Origin of the sequence: Nocardioides palaemonis (assembly GCF_018275325.1) — a bacterium.
Taxonomy (GTDB): Bacteria; Actinomycetota; Actinomycetes; order Propionibacteriales; family Nocardioidaceae; genus Nocardioides; species Nocardioides palaemonis.
Genome location: NZ_JAGVQR010000004.1, coordinates 386701 through 403094, shown reverse-complemented (window position 1 = coordinate 403094; position 16394 = coordinate 386701). Strand labels below are relative to the sequence as shown.

At 71.1% G+C, this 16394-nt stretch carries 16 protein-coding genes; 8 read left to right on the top strand and 8 right to left on the bottom strand.

Annotated features, from left to right (window positions below; translation table 11 throughout):
* The first annotated feature begins 80 nt into the window (after positions 1–80).
* The 3 genes from rplK (at position 81) to KDN32_RS17520 (ending at position 2291) form a co-directional block, all read left to right on the top strand.
* Positions 81–509, top strand: a complete 429-nt coding sequence (gene rplK / locus KDN32_RS17530; RefSeq protein WP_211733544.1) for a 50S ribosomal protein L11 — start codon at positions 81–83, stop codon at positions 507–509.
* Positions 510–571: 62 nt separating this feature from the next.
* Positions 572–1294, top strand: a complete 723-nt coding sequence (gene rplA, locus KDN32_RS17525; protein WP_211733543.1) for a 50S ribosomal protein L1 — start codon at positions 572–574, stop codon at positions 1292–1294.
* A 130-nt stretch (positions 1295–1424) separates the two neighbouring features.
* Entirely contained in the window at positions 1425–2291 is an 867-nt protein-coding gene (locus tag KDN32_RS17520; protein ID WP_211733542.1) for an SCO4651 family lipoprotein, read from the top strand.
* A 29-nt stretch (positions 2292–2320) separates the two neighbouring features.
* Here KDN32_RS17520 and KDN32_RS17515 read toward each other — a convergent pair whose 3' ends face one another.
* Positions 2321–3310, bottom strand: coding sequence for a DnaB-like helicase C-terminal domain-containing protein (locus KDN32_RS17515; RefSeq protein ID WP_211733541.1), 990 nt, complete (start codon positions 3308–3310; stop codon positions 2321–2323).
* Positions 3311–3610: 300 nt separating this feature from the next.
* On the opposite strand from KDN32_RS17515, the gene rplJ reads away from it, so the two are divergent.
* The 3 genes from rplJ (at position 3611) to KDN32_RS17500 (ending at position 5749) form a co-directional block, all read left to right on the top strand.
* Positions 3611–4270, top strand: a complete 660-nt coding sequence (gene rplJ / locus KDN32_RS17510) for a 50S ribosomal protein L10 (RefSeq protein WP_211733540.1) — start codon at positions 3611–3613, stop codon at positions 4268–4270.
* Between the two features lie 77 nt (positions 4271–4347).
* A complete protein-coding gene (rplL, locus tag KDN32_RS17505; protein ID WP_211733539.1) occupies positions 4348–4740 on the top strand; it encodes a 50S ribosomal protein L7/L12 in 393 nt (130 codons plus the stop codon).
* 163 nt (positions 4741–4903) lie between these two features.
* A complete protein-coding gene (locus tag KDN32_RS17500) occupies positions 4904–5749 on the top strand; it encodes a methylenetetrahydrofolate reductase (RefSeq protein ID WP_211733538.1) in 846 nt (281 codons plus the stop codon).
* 64 nt (positions 5750–5813) lie between these two features.
* Here the strand turns inward: KDN32_RS17500 and KDN32_RS17495 are convergent, their stop codons facing one another.
* The 5 genes from KDN32_RS17495 to KDN32_RS17475 are packed head-to-tail and all read right to left on the bottom strand — an operon-like array spanning position 5814 to position 10787.
* A complete protein-coding gene (locus tag KDN32_RS17495) occupies positions 5814–6509 on the bottom strand; it encodes a DUF1638 domain-containing protein (RefSeq protein WP_211733537.1) in 696 nt (231 codons plus the stop codon).
* Positions 6442–8430: an ASKHA domain-containing protein gene (locus tag KDN32_RS17490; protein WP_211733536.1), complete on the bottom strand. Its 1989-nt coding sequence runs from the start codon at positions 8428–8430 to the stop codon at positions 6442–6444. Before KDN32_RS17490 ends, KDN32_RS17495 begins: the two co-directional genes overlap by 68 nt.
* 10 nt (positions 8431–8440) lie before the next feature.
* Positions 8441–9322, bottom strand: a complete 882-nt coding sequence (locus KDN32_RS17485; protein WP_211733535.1) for a dihydropteroate synthase — start codon at positions 9320–9322, stop codon at positions 8441–8443.
* Positions 9322–9987, bottom strand: a complete 666-nt coding sequence (locus tag KDN32_RS17480; protein WP_211733534.1) for a cobalamin B12-binding domain-containing protein — start codon at positions 9985–9987, stop codon at positions 9322–9324. Before KDN32_RS17480 ends, KDN32_RS17485 begins: the two co-directional genes overlap by 1 nt.
* A complete protein-coding gene (locus KDN32_RS17475; RefSeq protein WP_211733533.1) occupies positions 9984–10787 on the bottom strand; it encodes an IclR family transcriptional regulator in 804 nt (267 codons plus the stop codon). The genes KDN32_RS17480 and KDN32_RS17475 overlap by 4 nt, the downstream gene beginning before the upstream one ends.
* Positions 10788–10893: 106 nt before the next feature.
* On the opposite strand from KDN32_RS17475, the gene KDN32_RS17470 reads away from it, so the two are divergent.
* Positions 10894–12333 (top strand): trimethylamine methyltransferase family protein, encoded by a 1440-nt coding sequence (locus KDN32_RS17470; RefSeq protein WP_211733532.1) that lies wholly within the window; start codon positions 10894–10896, stop codon positions 12331–12333.
* Positions 12334–12777: 444 nt separating this feature from the next.
* Here the strand turns inward: KDN32_RS17470 and KDN32_RS17465 are convergent, their stop codons facing one another.
* Positions 12778–14457, bottom strand: a complete 1680-nt coding sequence (locus KDN32_RS17465; protein WP_211733531.1) for a formate--tetrahydrofolate ligase — start codon at positions 14455–14457, stop codon at positions 12778–12780.
* Positions 14458–14510: 53 nt separating this feature from the next.
* On the bottom strand, positions 14511–15377 hold the full coding sequence (gene purU, locus KDN32_RS17460; RefSeq protein ID WP_211733530.1) for a formyltetrahydrofolate deformylase: 867 nt from the start codon (positions 15375–15377) through the stop codon (positions 14511–14513).
* Between the two features lie 102 nt (positions 15378–15479).
* On the opposite strand from purU, the gene KDN32_RS17455 reads away from it, so the two are divergent.
* On the top strand, positions 15480–16310 hold the full coding sequence (locus tag KDN32_RS17455; protein WP_211733529.1) for an IclR family transcriptional regulator: 831 nt from the start codon (positions 15480–15482) through the stop codon (positions 16308–16310).
* Positions 16311–16394: the final 84 nt, after the last annotated feature.

The window sequence follows — 16394 nt, the reverse complement described above, 5'->3', positions numbered from 1 at the left end:
CTCGGCGGACACTGCAGTAGCGACAACCCGTGGCAGGGGGCACCGTCCCTCGTCATGACCACATGAGAGAAAGAAGAGCAATGCCTCCCAAGAAGAAGATCGCCGCACTCGTCAAGGTGCAGCTGCAGGCCGGCTCGGCCACCCCGGCCCCGCCGGTCGGTACGGCCCTCGGCCCGCACGGCGTCAACATCATGGACTTCTGCAAGGCCTACAACGCCCAGACCGAGTCCATGCGCGGCAACGTCATCCCCGTCGAGATCACCATCTACGAGGACCGTTCCTTCGACTTCATCACCAAGACCCCGCCGGCCGCCGAGCTGATCAAGAAGGCCGCCGGCCTCTCCAAGGGCTCGGGCGTCCCGCACAAGGACAAGGTCGGCAAGCTGACCAAGGACCAGATCCGCGAGATCGCGACCACCAAGCTGCCCGACCTCAACGCCAACGACATCGACGCCGCCATGAAGATCGTCGAGGGCACCGCCCGCTCGATGGGCGTCACGACCGACTGATCCGTGGGAGGGCCGCGCTGGCCCGCTGACCACATCCTTCGCACCACAGAAACGAGAAGACCATGCAGCGCAGCAAGACCTACCGCGCGGCGGCCGAGACGTTCGACAAGGACGAGCTCTACGCCCCGCTGGCCGCCATCAAGATCGCCAAGGGCGGCTCGAAGAAGAAGTTCGACGAGACCCTCGACGTCGTCATGCGCCTGGGTGTCGACCCGCGCAAGGCCGACCAGATGGTCCGCGGCACCGTGAACCTCCCGCACGGCACGGGCAAGACCGCCCGCGTCCTGGTGTTCGCGAACGCCGACAAGGCCGAGGCCGCCCGTGAGGCCGGCGCCGAGTTCGTCGGTGGCGACGAGCTGATCGAGAAGGTCGCCGGCGGCTGGCTCGACTTCGACGCCGTCGTCGCGACCCCCGACATGATGGGCAAGGTCGGTCGTCTCGGCCGCGTCCTCGGCCCGCGCTCGCTCATGCCGAACCCGAAGACCGGCACGGTGACCCCCGACGTCGCCAAGGCCGTCACCGACATCAAGGGCGGCAAGATCGAGTTCCGCGTCGACCGCCACGCCAACCTGCACTTCATCATCGGCAAGGCCTCCTTCTCCGAGACCCAGCTCGCGGAGAACTACGCCGCCGCCCTCGAGGAGGTGCTGCGTCTCAAGCCGGCCAGCTCCAAGGGCCGCTACATCAAGAAGGTCACCGTCTCCACGACGATGGGCCCGGGCGTCCAGGTGGACCCCAACCGCACCAAGAACGTCGCGTCGGAGGACGAGGCCGTCCAGGCCTGATCCCCGTCGCTCCGCGGCCCGGTCACCCAGCAGGGTGGCCGGGCCTCGGTGCATTTCCGGCCGCCCGTTTCGGTGTGGAAGCATCGGGTAGGAAGGCTGGTACGCAGCCCCGTACGCCCAAGGAGTCCTGATGCGCCTCACGCCCCTCGCCCGCCGTCTCGGAACCGCCGCGCTGGTGGTGACGCTGGGGACCGGCTTCACCGCCTGCAGCGGTGACTCCTCCGACGACTCGACGTCCTCGGCCACCGACGCGGGCGCCGACGACTCCGCGTCGTCCTCCGACGACTCGACCGACGACTCCACCGAGGAGGCGTCCGACGACGCCCCGGCCGGGCTCTCGGCCGCCGACTTCTACCCGACCGTGATGGGCGCGCTGCGCGAGGCGGAGTCGTTCACCTTCACCTCCACGTCGGGCTCGATGGGCCAGACCCAGCAGATGACCGGCGAGGCGCGCTTCGGCGACGACGGCGTCGAGATGAAGGCCTCGAGCGAGGGCGCCCAGGCGATGGAGATCATCCTCGTCGACAAGGCGATGTACATGAAGTCCGCCGACCTCGGCACCGGCGACAAGTGGCTCAAGATCGACCTGAGCGACCCGAACTCGCTCTTCGGCATGATCGGCAAGGCGACCGACCCGGAGGTCATGTTCAAGGCTCTCGAGGAGCCGAAGGACCTCGAGCTGGTCGGGGCGGAGGACGTCGACGGCGTCGCCACCAACCACTACCGGATCACCATGGACCCGAAGAAGTACATCGACGCCATGGGGTTCCCGGCGGCGATGGCGGACATGATGCCCAAGGAGCTCGTCACGGACATGTGGGTCGACGCCGACAACCTGCCGCGCAAGTTCTCCCAGGAGGTCGAGATCCCGGCGGTCGGCGGCGGCAAGCCGACCACCTCCACGACCGAGGGCACCTACGCCGACTTCGGCACCGACGTCGAGATCGAGGCGCCGCCGGCCGACGAGGTCACCGAGGACATGTTCGGCGGCGCCTGAGCGCCACCGCCGTCACGGGTGTTCCGGGGTCACTCCCGGAACACCCGGTCGTCGATCAGCTGCTCCTTGACCTCGACGCCCTCGCTCTCGTAGCGGCCCTGGTCGAAGCGGGTGCGGAACTGCAGCACCACGCCGTCCCGCCCGAACCGGTTCTTCTCGAGGGTGAGGACGGCCCAGTCCTTGAAGCGCTCGGCGTTGGTGAGGTCGTAGGTGAGGTGGTGGCGCGCGACGATGTCGAACTTGTTGTTGAGCACCATCACCACGTCGGCCTCGTACGCCAGCGCGCTCGAGCCGCGCAGGTCCGCGGCGCGCATGCGGGTGCCGGAGCGCAGCGCCGTCTTGTCGGCGGCGGCGATCGCCAGCACCGGCGCGCCGATGTCGATGGCGAGGTCCTTGAGGCCCTCGACCACCTCGGTCGAGCGGCTCTCGTCGTCGAGCTGGGTGGACTTCACCTTCTGGAGGTAGTCCACGACGACCAGCGGCGCGGTGCCGGTCGTGGCGCGCACCGAGTCGATGGTCTGCGAGATCGCGGCGAGGTCGGTACGGCTGCCGGTGGAGCGGTGCACGAAGAGCTGGTCGGCGTAGCGCTCCATCCGGGTGAGCGCCTCGACGCCGGCCGGCACCGACTCCAGGCGTCGCTCCAGCGAGCTGACCCAGAGGTCGTCGAAGATCGCGCGGATGTTGGTCATCCGCACCTGGTCCGACTCGTCGAGCTCGCCGGCCTCGAGGGCCAGCAGCTTCTGGCTGATGTCCTCGGCGTCGTGCTCGTAGGAGAAGTAGAGGACCGGGCGGCCGGTCGCAGCGTTGTTGCGGGCGATCTGCAGTGCGAAGGTCGACTTGCCCATGCCCTGGGGGCCGGCGAGCAGCAGCAGGGAGCCGGCGCGCATGCCGCCGCCGATCAGCGGGTCGAGGCCGCCGAAGCCGGTCTTCCACACGCGCCCCGCGGCGTTGCGCCCGGTGAGCATGCGCTCGTCGCTGCGCACGAGGGAGGCGCCGATGGTCGTGAGCTGGATGTCCACGCGCACCATGGAACCAGCCCGGACCCGCGCCCGGCAGGCGAATGCACGGATCGTGACCGACCGCCCGGGCGAGGCGGACGACGATTTGGCCGACCTGCGGCGACGGCGTAGTGTTCCGTCCTGAAACCAGAGACCGCAGGTTGTCACGAGCTCCTTGCCCGTGACCGAAGGTCCGCAGCAGCGGGCGGCCGGCGCAGGATTCAGAGCAGCGGCTCCTGCCGCACCCACGCCCTGAGCCTGTGCTCAGGGCGTTCGTCGTCTGTGGGCCCGACGCCGGTGGTCAACCCCGGAAGGAGACCCATGGCGCGGCCAGAGAAGACTGCCGCCGTCGCAGAGATCGTTGACTCGTTCAACGGCTCCGCCGGCGCTGTGCTGACCGAGTACCGCGGGCTCACCGTGAAGCAGCTGCAGGACCTGCGGCGCTCCCTCGGCGAGAACGCCAACTACGCCGTGGTCAAGAACACGCTGGCCAAGATTGCCGCCACCGAGGTGGGCATCGACGGCTTCGACGACCTGCTGACCGGCCCCACCGCCATCGCCTTCATCAATGGAGACGTGGTCGAGGCCGCCAAGGGTCTGCGTGACTTTGCCAAGGCGAACCCCGCCCTTGTCATCAAGGGTGGAGTCCTGGACGGCAAGCCGCTCGACGCTGCCGAGGTCGCCAAGCTGGCCGACCTCGAGTCGCGCGACGTGCTGCTGGGCAAGATGGCGGGCGCGATGCTCGCCAGCCTGTCCCAGGCCGTCTACCTGCTCAACGCCCCGATCGCCCAGGCCGCCCGTCTCGCGGGTGCGCTGCAGGCCAAGGCCGAGCAGGACCCCTCGATCCTCGCAGGTGGTGCCGGCACGCCGGCCGCTGCCGAGGACGCTCCGGCCGACGAGGCCCCCTCTGCCGAGGGTGCCGAGGAGACCGAGGCGACCGACGAGGCTGCCGAGCCGGCCGCCGAGTCCACCGACGCCTGACCAGGCCGACGTACACCACCTGAAACCCGGCGCACCGCACGACCGCGGCCGCGCCACACACGGAAGGAACCGCCACCATGGCGAAGCTCAGCACCGACGAGCTCCTTGACGCGTTCAAGGAGATGACCCTGATCGAGCTCTCCGAGTTCGTCAAGCAGTTCGAGGACACCTTCGGCGTGACCGCCGCCGCTCCCGTCGCCGTGGCCGCCCCGGCCGCCGGTGGCGCCGCTGGTGGCGACGCCGCCGCCGCCGAGGAGAAGGACGAGTTCGAGGTCGTCCTCGAGGCCGCCGGCGACAAGAAGATCAACGTCATCAAGGAGGTGCGCGCCCTGACCTCCCTCGGTCTGAAGGAGGCCAAGGACCTCGTCGAGGCCGCCCCCAAGACGATCCTCGAGAACGCCACCAAGGACGCCGCTGACAAGGCGAAGGAGGCCCTCGAGGCCGCCGGCGCCACCGTCACCGTCAAGTGACTCGCTGACGGCGGACCCCTCGCGGGCCTGTCGTCGCACCGCCCAGGGCGGTCACCCCACCGGGGTGGCCGCCCTGCGGCATCTCCGCCCGCAGGTCTTCTCGCGGCGGCGTGCAGCCACTAGCATGGGCGTGCCTGATGCGCATCACGAAACGAGTTGCTCCATGCGCAACAAACGGACCGCCGCCACCCTCGCCCGGCTCCTCGAGCACGCCCGGTACGAGGTGCTGCCCACCGCGAGCACCGAGGACAAGGTGCTCCAGAACGTCCCCCGCGACCTGGTCGTGACGGTGACTGCCTCACCCTCGAAGGGGCTGGAGGCGACGCTCGACCTGTCCGAGCGGCTCGCCGGCCACGGCTACGACGTCGTGCCCCACCTCGCCGCCCGGATGGTCTCCGGGCGCGCCGAGCTGACCGAGGTGGTCGACCGGCTGCGCGGCAAGGGGATCTCGCGGGTGTTCGTGCCGGGCGGCGACGCCGAGGCGGTGGGCGACTACCCCGACGCCCTCGCGCTGCTCGAGGACCTCAAGGAGCTCGGCTCGCCGTTCTCCCACGTCGGGATCACCGGCTACCCCGAGTCGCACCCGACCATCCACGACGACCTCACCGTGCAGTCGATGTGGGACAAGCGGCGCTACGCCACCCACATCGTCAGCAACCTGACCTTCGACCCCGCTCTCGTGCGCGACTGGATCCACCGGCTCCGCGCCCGCGGGGTCACCATGCCGCTCCTGCTCGGGATGCCCGGACCGGTCGAGCGCACCAAGCTCCTCGGCATGGCCACCAAGATCGGGGTGGGGGAGTCGACGCGGTTCCTGGCCAAGAACAAGGGCCTCTTCGCCCGGCTCGCCGCCCCCGGAGGCTTCACCGGGGAGAGCTTCCTGGAGAAGTGCGCCCCGGCCCTCGGCGAGGACGGTGCCCTGGTGGAGGGCCTGCACGTCTTCACCTTCAACCAGGTCGCCGAGACCGAGGCGTGGCGCACGGGCCTGCTGGAGCAGCTCCGCCGCTGACGCCCGGTATCTGGGGACGAAATGGTGGGCGATCCGGGCTCCGGGGCCACCAGAACGTCCCCAGCTAGCCCGTGCGGACGAGGTCGGCGAGGGCTGCCTCGAGCCGGTGGTCGCCGGTCTCGACGACGGTGAGCGGCAGGCCGATGCTCGCGGCGGCCTCCTCGGCCAGCGCCTGGAGCTCGGCGTCGGGCGACTGGGCGAGCCAGACCACGCGCGTGTAGTGGCCGAAGTACGCGTCGCGCAGCTCGGGGTAGCGGTCGAGGCCCATCTCCTGCAGCACCGTGCGGGCGAAGGACCGCACCAGGAAGTCGGTCAGCAGGTAGGTGCCGGGCTGGTCGTCGAAGAACCGGGCGAGCCGCTCGGGGCCGGCGTAGAGGTCGTAGCAGTGCAGCCCCGGGAGCCGCTCGACGCCGAGGTCGCGGCACACCTCGTCGAGCGCGCCGTACGTCCCGCAGTCGGCGTAGCCGATCGCCACCCGGGAGTGGTCCGGCGCGAGCCGGAGCGCCAGCGCGCGCACCTCGCCCGCGATCCGGTCGGGGTGGTTGTGCAGCAGCGGCGGGAGCGGGTGGACGTCGACGGCCCAGCCGCGGCGGGCGACGACCGCGGCCGCCGGCTGGGCGATCGCGCCGCAGGCGATCAGCGCGACCCGGCCCTCAGGAACCGTCCTTCGAGACGGTTGCTGCGCAACCTCCTCAGGAACCGAAAGCGAGCTGCTCGACGAAGGCGTCGTTGAAGTCGGGGCGGTCGGAGAGCTCGACATAGGTCACCTCCTCGAGCAGCGCCAGCGCACCGGCGCGCTCGCGGACCGAGAGCAGCGCCATCTTGGCGCCCTCGCCGGCGACGTTGCCGGCGGCGACGATCCGCAGCACCGGCAGGCGGGGGACCAGGCCGATCCGGATCGCCGAGGCGGGGGAGAGATAGCTGCCGAAGGAGCCGGCGAGCAGCACCTGCTGCACGTCGCGGTGCTCGAGGCCGAGCTGGTCGAGCAGCAGCGACCAGCCGGTGGAGATCGCGGCCTTGGCGAACTGCAGCTCGCGGACGTCGCGCTGGGAGAGGTAGACGCACTCGGCGGGCTCGGCGTCGGGGGCGGGGCGGTGGAGGACGAACACCCGCTCCTCGCCGACGAGGGCCATCCGGTCGGCCAGCGCGGGAGCGATGCCGGGGGCGTCCGCGTCGGGGACGAACCGCCCGGTGCTGTCCAGCAGGCCCACCCGCACCAGCTCGGCGACCGCGTCGACCAGCCCGGACCCGCACAGCCCCTTGGGCTCGACGTCGCCGATCACGCCGAGGGTGACGGCGTCGGCCGGGTCGGCCGCCTGCGGGTCGACCTTCACCACCTCGATGGCGCCGTCGGCGGCGCGCATCCCGCAGCGGATCGCGCCGCCCTCGAACGCCGGGCCCGCCGGGGCGGCGGTGGACAGCAGTGTCTCGCCGTCGCTGAGGACGATCTCGCAGTTGGTGCCGACGTCGATGAAGAGCCGGGTGCGCTTGTCGCGGTCCATGCCGGTCGCGAGCATGCCGGCGACGATGTCGCCGCCGACGTAGGCGCCGAGCGCCGGGAAGAAGAACGCGCGGGCGCGCGGGTGCAGGGTGAGCCCGAGGTCGGTGGCGAGGACCGACGGGGGCTGCGCGGCCGACATGACGAACGGCGCCACCCCCAGCGGCTCGGGGTCGATCCCGAGCGCGAGCGCGGTCATCGTGGCGTTGCCGGCCACCGCGACCTCGTAGACCTGGGTGGGGTCGATCCCGGCCTCGCCGCACACCCGGCGCGCGAGGTCGGCGAGCGTCGCGCCGGCGGCGGTGCGGAGCCGGTCGAGCGCGTCCGGGTCGAGCATGGTCGCGCTGATCCGGGAGATCACGTCTCCACCGAACGGCTGCTGGGCGTTGAGCATCGACGCGACGGCCAGCGGCGTGCCGGTGCCGACGTCGAGCAGTGTCCCGACGACGGTCGTCGTGCCGAGGTCGAAGGCGATCGCGTAGCGCGCCCCGGTCGTGTCGCCCGGCTCCACGTCGACGAGCACCTCGTCGAGGACGACCGCGGTGACCTTGAAGTCGGCGCTGCGCAGCACCGTCGCCAGCCGCCGCAGGACGTGCAGGTCGGCGGTGAGCTCGAGGTCGTCGATCGCGTCGGTGAGTCGCACCAGGTCGGTGCGCTGGTCCTCCAGCGTCGGCTCCGCGAGCTCGACGTAGCGCTTCTGGAGCGCGGGCCGCAGGATCACCTGGCGCCCGATCCCGACGGTCGCCGCCTTGGGCCGGGTGACGAGCGGCGGGACCTCGACGGCGAGGTCGCGGGTGGCGTGCACCAGGCAGCCGAGCCGCCAGCCGTCGGACAACTGGGACTCGGTGAAGGTGCGGGCGTCGTGCCGGGTGATCGGCACCTCGACCTCGGACGTGATCTGGATGCGGCACTTGTGGCAGGTGCCGTGGCCGCCGCAGGTCGAGTCGATCGCGATGCCGTTCCACGACGCGGCGTCGAAGACCGTCACGCCCGGCGGGACGCGTACGCCGCGCACCGCCGGCGCGACCTCCGCGCCGCCCTCCCCGGTCGAGTGGACGGTGAAGGTGAGGTCGACGCGGCCGGTCCCGTCGTGGGCGGCCGCCTCGGCACCCGGGCGCTCGATCAGGCCCTCCCGCGCGACGTCGGCGAGGGAGAAGTCGGGTCCCTCGGTCGGTGACGTCATCGGGGCGGGATCACGATCCCTCGGCGGCTGCCTGCTTGGCCCGGTGGGCGGAGATCCAGGCCATGCCCCAATCGTCGTGGCCGAGGAAGACGTCGGCGGCCTTGACCGCCTCGACCACCTGCGGGGTGCGGGCGTCCATGATCGCGCTGGTCAGCCCGGAGGTCATCGCCATCGGCAGCCACGTCGCGTTGAGCGTGTGGCGTCCCGGCATCCCGAACGAGACGTTGGAGGCCCCGCAGGTCATGTTGACGCCGAAGTCGTCGCGGATGCGCCGCATCACCTCGAAGGTGACCAGGCTGGTCGTGGTGTCGGCGCCGATCGGCATGGCGAGCGGGTCGATCACGATGTCGGCCTGTGCGATGCCGTACTCCTCGGTGGCGACGCGGACGATCTTCGCGGTGAGCTCGACGCGCTTGTCGGCCTCCATCGGGATCTCGTCGTGGTCGTTGGGCAGCGCGATGATCGCGGCGTCGTGCTTCTTGACCAGCGGCAGGATCAGCTCGAGGCGGTCGTCCTCGGCGGTGACGGAGTTGACCAGCGCGCGGCCCTGGTAGACCGAGAGGCCCGCCTCGAGCGCCTCGACCACGGAGGAGTCGATGCAGACCGGGAGGTCGGTGAGGCCCTGCACCATCTGGATCGCCTTGGCCAGCAGGTCCGGCTCGTCGGTGAGCGGCACGCCCATGTTGACGTCGAGGACGTCGGCGCCGCCCTCGACCTGGGCCTTGACGTCGCGCTCGATCGCGGAGAAGTCGCCCTCGCGCAGCTGCTCCTGGAAGATCCGGCGACCGGTGGGGTTGATCCGCTCGCCGATGACCGTGAACCGGGAGTCGTGGCCGATGACCACCTCGCGGGAGGCCGAGCGCAGGACGGTGCGCAGCGGCTCGGCGGCCATCAGGCCGGGACCTTGGTGCGCTTGGCGTCGAGCAGGCTCTTCGCCCGCTTGACCGTCTGGGAGGCGTCGGCCGCGTAGCCGTCGGCGCCGACCGCGTCGGCGTACTCCTGGGTGACCGGCGCACCGCCGACCATGACGATGACGTCGCCCCGCATCCCGGCCTTCTCCAGAGCGTTGATGTTGGCCTTGAACATCGGCATCGTGGTCGTGAGGAACGCCGAGAAGCCGACGATGTCGGGCTGGTGCTCCTCGATCGCGGCGACGAACTTCTCCGGCGCGACCTGCACGCCGAGGTCGATCACCTCGAAGCCGGCGCCCTCGAGCATGATGTTGACGAGGTTCTTGCCGATGTCGTGGACGTCGCCCTTGACGGTGCCCATGAGGAACTTCCCGACCGTCTCCACGCCGGTCTCGGCGAGGAGCGGCCGCAGCCGCTCCATCGCGCCCGCCATCGCGCGACCCGCGATCAGCATCTCGGGGACGAAGAAGTCGCCGCGCTCGAAGCGTGCGCCGACCTCCTCGAGGGAGGGGATGAGGGCGTCGAAGAGCAGCGTCTGCGGCTCCATGTCGAGCGTGAGCCCCTCGTTGGTCAGGTCGAGCACCCGCGGGGCGTTGCCCACCAGCGTCTCGTCGTAGAGGGCCTGCAGGATCTCCTCGGGTGTCATGCGACCACCTCTTCGTTCTCGGTGCGAGCGCTGCGGCTGGCGGGTGTGGGTCGGTCGGGCCCGCGCAGCAGCGACGACAGCGCGGCGGACTGGTCCAGCAGGCGACGACCGAGCTCGTCGCGGCGCGGGGCCAGGCGGGGGGTGGGGCCCGAGATCCCCAAGGCGGCGACGACGTCGCCGCGGGCGCCGAAGACCGGGACCGCGATGCCGGTCAGCCCGATCTCGAGCTCGTCCTCGGTGAGCGCCCACCCGCGGTCGCGCGTGCGTACGCCGTCGCGGCGCACCGCCTCGCGGTCGGGCAGGGTGGACGGGGTGGGGCGGTCGAGGTCGCCGGCGGGCAGCTCGAGCGCACCCCAGGCCAGCAGCACCTTGCCGAGCGCCGAGCAGTGGGCCGGCACCTCGATCTCGGTCCAGTCGCGGGTGCCGAGCAGGTAGGTCGAGTCGACCTGGGCGACCTGCACGACCCGCTCGCCGCGGGTCACGCTGAGGTGGACGGTCTCGCCGGTCTCGGTGCCGAGGAGGTCCATGACCGGTCGGGCCAGCCGGACCAGCTCCTCCCACGGGTCGTGGCGCGCGGCGTAGAGCCAGAACAGCCGGCCGGCGACGTAGGAGCCGTCGTCGTCGCGCTCCACGAGGCCGGAGCGCTCGAGCGCGGTGAGCAGCCGGGAGGTCGTCGACTTGGCGAGGCCGCTGCCCTCCTGGAGGTCGGCGAAGCTCAGCGGCTCGTCGGCGTGGACGACCGTGGCGACCAGGTCGGTGGCGCGGTCCAGCGCACGCGTCCCGGTGGCGGCCTCGCTCACGTCGGCTCCTTCGTCGGCGGGGGTTCCGCTCGGTTCCATGATGTGGAACCGTGGTTCCACATCATGAGGCTAGAAGCCGTCGTCCGTCGAGGTCAAGGGAGGACCCGTGTTCCGCAACACGATGCCGCGCTACGAGGTGCTGTCCGAGGAGGCGATGGCCACCCTCGACAAGGGATGGCGCCGGCTGATGACCGAGATCGGCGTGGAGTTCATGGACGAGCGCGCGCTCGCGCTGTTCCGCGAGGCGGGCCAGCGGGTGGAGGACAACACCGTCTTCCTCGACCCCGACTTCGTGCTCGAGCAGGTCGCCAAGGCGCCGCGCGAGTTCGACGTGCAGGCGCGCAACCACGAGCACGACATCCACATCGGCGGTGACGCGATGGCGTTCGGCGCGGTCTACGGCCCGCCCTTCGTGCGGCAGGGCGACGTACGCCGCGACGCGACGATGGAGGACTTCCGCAGCTTCACCAAGCTCGCCCAGTCGTTCCCGGTCCTCGACTCGGCCGGCGGCGTCATCTGCGAGCCCAACGACACCCCGCTCGACAGCCGCCACCTCGACATGACCTACGCGCTGCAGACGCTGACCGACAAGGTCTACATGGGCAACGTGGTCTCGGGCGTCAACGCGGCGGACACCATCGCGATGACCTCGATCCTCTTCGGCTCGCGCGAGGCGATCGAGCAGACGCCGGCGACGATCTCGCTCATCAACTGCAACTCGCCGCTGCGCTGGGACGACCGGATGCTCGAGGCGCAGCTGGAGTACTCCGCCGCCAACCAGCCGGTCGTGCTCACCCCGTTCCTGCTGATGGGCGCCATGTCGCCGGTGACCATCCCGGCCGCCCTGGTCCAGCAGATCGTCGAGGCGCTGTCGGGCATCGCGCTGTCGCAGCTCGTACGTCCCGGGGCGCCGGTGATCTTCGGGTCGTTCCTCTCCAACATCGACATGCAGTCGGGCTCGCCCACCTTCGGCACGCCCGAGTCGGGCCTCGGGCTGCTGTGCACCGGCCAGATCGCGCGCCACTTCGGCCTGCCGTTCCGCACCGGCGGCGGCCTCACCTCCTCGCAGGTCGCCGACGCGCAGGCCGGCTACGAGGCGCTGATGACCCTGATGCCCACCTTCCTCGCCGGCGCCAACTGGGTGATGCACTCCGCGGGCTGGCTCGAGGGCGGCCTGGTCGCGGGCTACGAGAAGTTCATCGTCGACGTCGAGCTGCTCCAGATGCTGCGCCACGAGTTCACCCCGCTGGAGATCGACGAGGCGTCGATGGCCTTCGACGCCCACCAGGAGGTCGGCCACGGCGGGCACTTCCTCGGCGCGATGCACACCATGGAGCGCTTCCGGACCTGCTTCTACCGCCCGCTGCTGTCGTCGTCGGAGAACTACGAGCGCTGGATGCGCAACGGGGGCAGCGACGCCAACGAGCGGGCGAAGGGCATCTACCAGAAGACCCTCGAGGACTACGAGCAGCCGGCCCTCGACGACGCTGTCCGCGAGGAGCTCGAGGACTACGTCATCCGCCGCCGCAAGGAGCTCGGCGACTGACGCCCGCCCTCGTCGCTGGGTGAGGTGCGAGCGGAGCGAGCCTCGAAGCCACGGCTCATTCGGTGGTTGAGGTGCGAGCGGAGCGAGCCTCGAAGCCACGGCTCACTCGGTGGTTGAGGTGCGAGCGGAGCGAGCCTCGAAACCACGTGGAGGTGCGTGCACTGGTTTCGAGACTCGTCGCTGGCGCTCCTCGCACCTCAACCAGCGAGGGGCTGGCGCTCCTCGCACCTCAACCAGCGAGGGGCTGGCGCTCCTCGCACCTCAACCAGCGAGGGGCTGGCGCTCCTCGCACCTCAACCAGTGAGGGGCTGGCGCTCCTCGCACCTCAACCAGCGAGGGGCTGGCGCTCCTCGCACCTCAACCAGCGAGGGGCTGGCGCTCCTCGCATCTCCACCGGCGAGGGGCTGGCGCTCCTCGCACCTCGACCAGCGAGGGGAGGGGCGACTAGCTGAGGCCGAGGATCGTGCCGTCGTCCGCGAGGTCGATGCGGGCGGCGGACGGCTGCTTCGGCAGTCCCGGCATGGTCATCATGTCGCCGCACACGACCACCACGAACCCGGCGCCGGCCGAGAGGCGTACCTCGCGCACGTGCAGCTCGTGCCCGGACGGTGCGCCGAGCGCGGTGGGGTCGGTGGAGAACGAGTACTGGGTCTTCGCCACGCAGACCGGCAGGTCGGAGTAGCCGTCGCGCTCGATCCGCTCGAGCCGCCGGCGCGCCTTCGCCTCCCACGTCACCTGCCCGGCGCCGTAGAGCCGTTGGGCGATCGCCTCGACCTTGGCGGTCAGGGAGAGCGAGTCGTCGTAGGTGAAGGAGAACTCGTGGGGCGACGGCTCGGCCAGGACCGCCAGCACGCCCTCGGCGAGGTCCTTGGCGCCGGTGCCGCCGTCGGTGAAGTGGGTGGCAGGGAAGGCGCGTACGCCCTCGTCGGCCACCAGCTCCACCACCCGCTCGACCTCGCGGTCGGTGTCGGTCGGGAAGCGGTTGACCGCCACGACGGCCGGGATGCCGTAGACCTCGCGGATGTTGGCGAGGTGGCGGCGCAGGTTGGCCATGCCCCGCTCGACCGCGGCCACGTCCTCGGTGGCGAGGTCGGCGAGCGCCACGCCGCCGTGGTACTTCAGGGCGCGCACGGTGGCGACGACGACCGCGACGTCGGGTCGCAGCCCCGACTTGCGGCACTTGATGTCGACGAACTTCTCGGCGCCCAGGTCGGCGCCGAACCCGGCCTCGGTCACCACGACGTCGGCGAGCCGGAGCCCGGCACGGGTGGCCATCACCGAGCTGCAGCCATGGGCGATGTTGGCGAACGGGCCGCCGTGCACGAAGGCCGGCGCGCCCTCGAGGGTCTGCACGAGGTTGGGCGCGAGCGCGTCGCGCAGCAGTGCCGCCATCGCACCGGCCGCGCCGAGCTCGCCGGCGGTGACCGGCTCCATCGCCCGCGTGTAGCCGATGACGATGTCGCCGATGCGCCGCTTGAGGTCGGCCCACGACTCGGTCAGGCAGAAGATCGCCATCAGCTCGGAGGCCACCACGATGTCGAAGCCGTCGGAGCGCGGGAAGCCGTTGGCGTGCCCACCGAGGCCGACGGTGATGTCGCGCAGCGCGCGGTCGTTCATGTCGACCACGCGCTTCCAGGTCACGCTGCGCACGTCGATGCCGAGCTCGTTGCCGTGGTGGACGTGGTTGTCGATGAGCGCGGCGAGGAGGTTGTTGGCCGCCGCGATCGCGGCGAAGTCGCCGGTGAAGTGCAGGTTGATGTCGGTCATCGGCACGATCTGGCTCCAGCCGCCGCCCGCGGCCCCGCCCTTCATGCCGAAGACCGGGCCCATCGACGGCTCGCGCAGGCACGCGATCGCCCGCTGCCCGAGCCCGTGCAACGCGTCGGTGAGCCCCACCGTCGTGGTGGTCTTGCCCTCGCCGGCCGGCGTCGGTGACAGCGCGGTCACCAGCACCAGCCGGCCCAGCGGCCGGTCGGCCAGCGAGGCGAGGTAGCCGATGTCGACCTTCGCCTTGTGGTGGCCGTAGGGCACGAGGTGCTCCTCGTCGATGCCCAGCGTCTCGGCCGCGACATCGCGGATGGGGCGCAGGACGGCGGCGTTGGCGATCTCGATGTCGGACTGCATGGGCGGGGCTCCCTCTTCAGGCGGGTCGGCGGTGCCGTGGGTTCGGGGTGGGCTCAGCGGAACACCACGGTGCGCTCGCCGTTGAGCAGGACGCGTGACTCGCTGTGCCACCGCACCGCACGGGAGAGCACCTGCGCCTCCACGTCGCGTCCTGCCGAGACGAGCTGGTCCTGGTCGTAGCCGTGGTCCACGCGCAGGACGTCCTGCTCGATGATCGGCCCCTCGTCGAGGTCGCCGGTCACGTAGTGCGCGGTCGCGCCCACCAGCTTCACGCCACGGTCGAAGGCCTGGTGGTAGGGCCGGGCTCCCTTGAAGCTCGGCAGGAACGAGTGGTGGATGTTGATCGCGCGCCCCGAGAGGCTGCGGCACAGGTCGTCGGAGAGGACCTGCATGTAGCGGGCCAGCACGACGAGGTGGGACCCGGTCTCCTCGACGAGCTCCAGCAGCCGGGCCTCCGCCGCGGCCTTGGTGTCGGGGGTGACCGGGACGTGGTGGAAGTCGATGCCGTAGGACCGGGCGAGCGCGCCCGCGTCGGGGTGGTTGGACACGATCGCCGGCACCTCGATCTGCAGCGCGCCGGTGCTGGCCCGGAAGAGCAGGTCGTTGAGGCAGTGCAGGTGCTTCGAGACCATGATCAGCGTGCGGTAGGGCGCGGCCGACGACCACAGCTCGAAGTCCATGTCGAAGTCCACGGCGACCGGGCCGAAGGCCTCGCGCAGGTCGTCGGCGCGGGCACCGGTCTCGGTGACGAAGGCGATCCGCATGAAGAACCGGTCGCTCAGCCGGTCGCCGAACTGCTGGCTCTCCACGATCGTCCCGCCGTGGGCCAGGATGAAGCCGGACACCGCGTGCACGATCCCGGGCCGGTCGGGGCAGGAGAGGACGAGGACGAGCTCGGCGCCCGTCGGTCGGTGCGGCATGGTGTCTCCTGGGACGGTACGACCGCTCGCGAGCGGTCGAGGTGTTGCGCTTGACGGAACGCAGTCTGCGATACGCAACAGCGCCTGCGCTAGTGTCCACCCATGGTGGACGTGTCCGAGGTGCGCGATCCCTCCCGCCGGACCGACGAGGACCTCGCGGACGCAGGCCCGGCGGTGACCGGCGCCGGGGTGCAGTCGGTCGACCGCGCGCTCGCGATCCTCGAGGTCCTGGCGCGCGCCGGCGAGGCCGGCGTCACCCAGATCGCCGGAGAGCTCGGCGTGCACAAGTCCACGGCGTCGCGGCTGGTCGCCACGCTGGAGGCGCACCGGCTGGTCGAGCAGACCTCGGACCGCGGGCGCTACCGCCTCGGGGTCGGGGTGCTGCGCCTCGCGGGTGCCACCACCGCCCGGCTCGACCTGGTGCAGGAGGCGCGCCCGATCGCGCGCCAGCTCGCCGCCGACACCGGCGAGACGGTCAACATCGCGGTCCTCGCCGAGAGCTCGGCGCTCTACCTCGACCAGGTCGCCGGGTCGTCCGCGCTCCAGCCGCACAACTGGGTCGGGCAGCACATCCCGCTGCACGCGACCAGCAACGGCAAGGTGCTGCTCGGCGGCCTCGACGACGCGGCGCTCGACGCGCTGCTCGGCACCCTCGCGGCGTACACCCCCAGGACGATCACCGCGCGCGCCGAGCTGCGCGAGGAGCTCGAGCGGGTGCACCGGCAGGGCTACGCCGTCGCGGTCGACGAGCTCGAGGTCGGGCTGACCGCCGTGGCCGCGCCCGTCCGCAACGCGCACGGCGACGTGATCGCCTCGATGAGCGTCTCCGGCCCCTCGTTCCGCCTCCCGGACGAGCGCGTCGACGAGGTCGTACGCCTCGTGGTGGCCGCGGCCCGCGAGGTGTCCCACCGTCTCGGGTGGGGACACCGCTGACGGGATCCGTCACACTGCGCACGACGCTCGACCACGGGGACTCTTGACCACCGACGCAGACCTGCAGGAACGTTTCCGAACAGA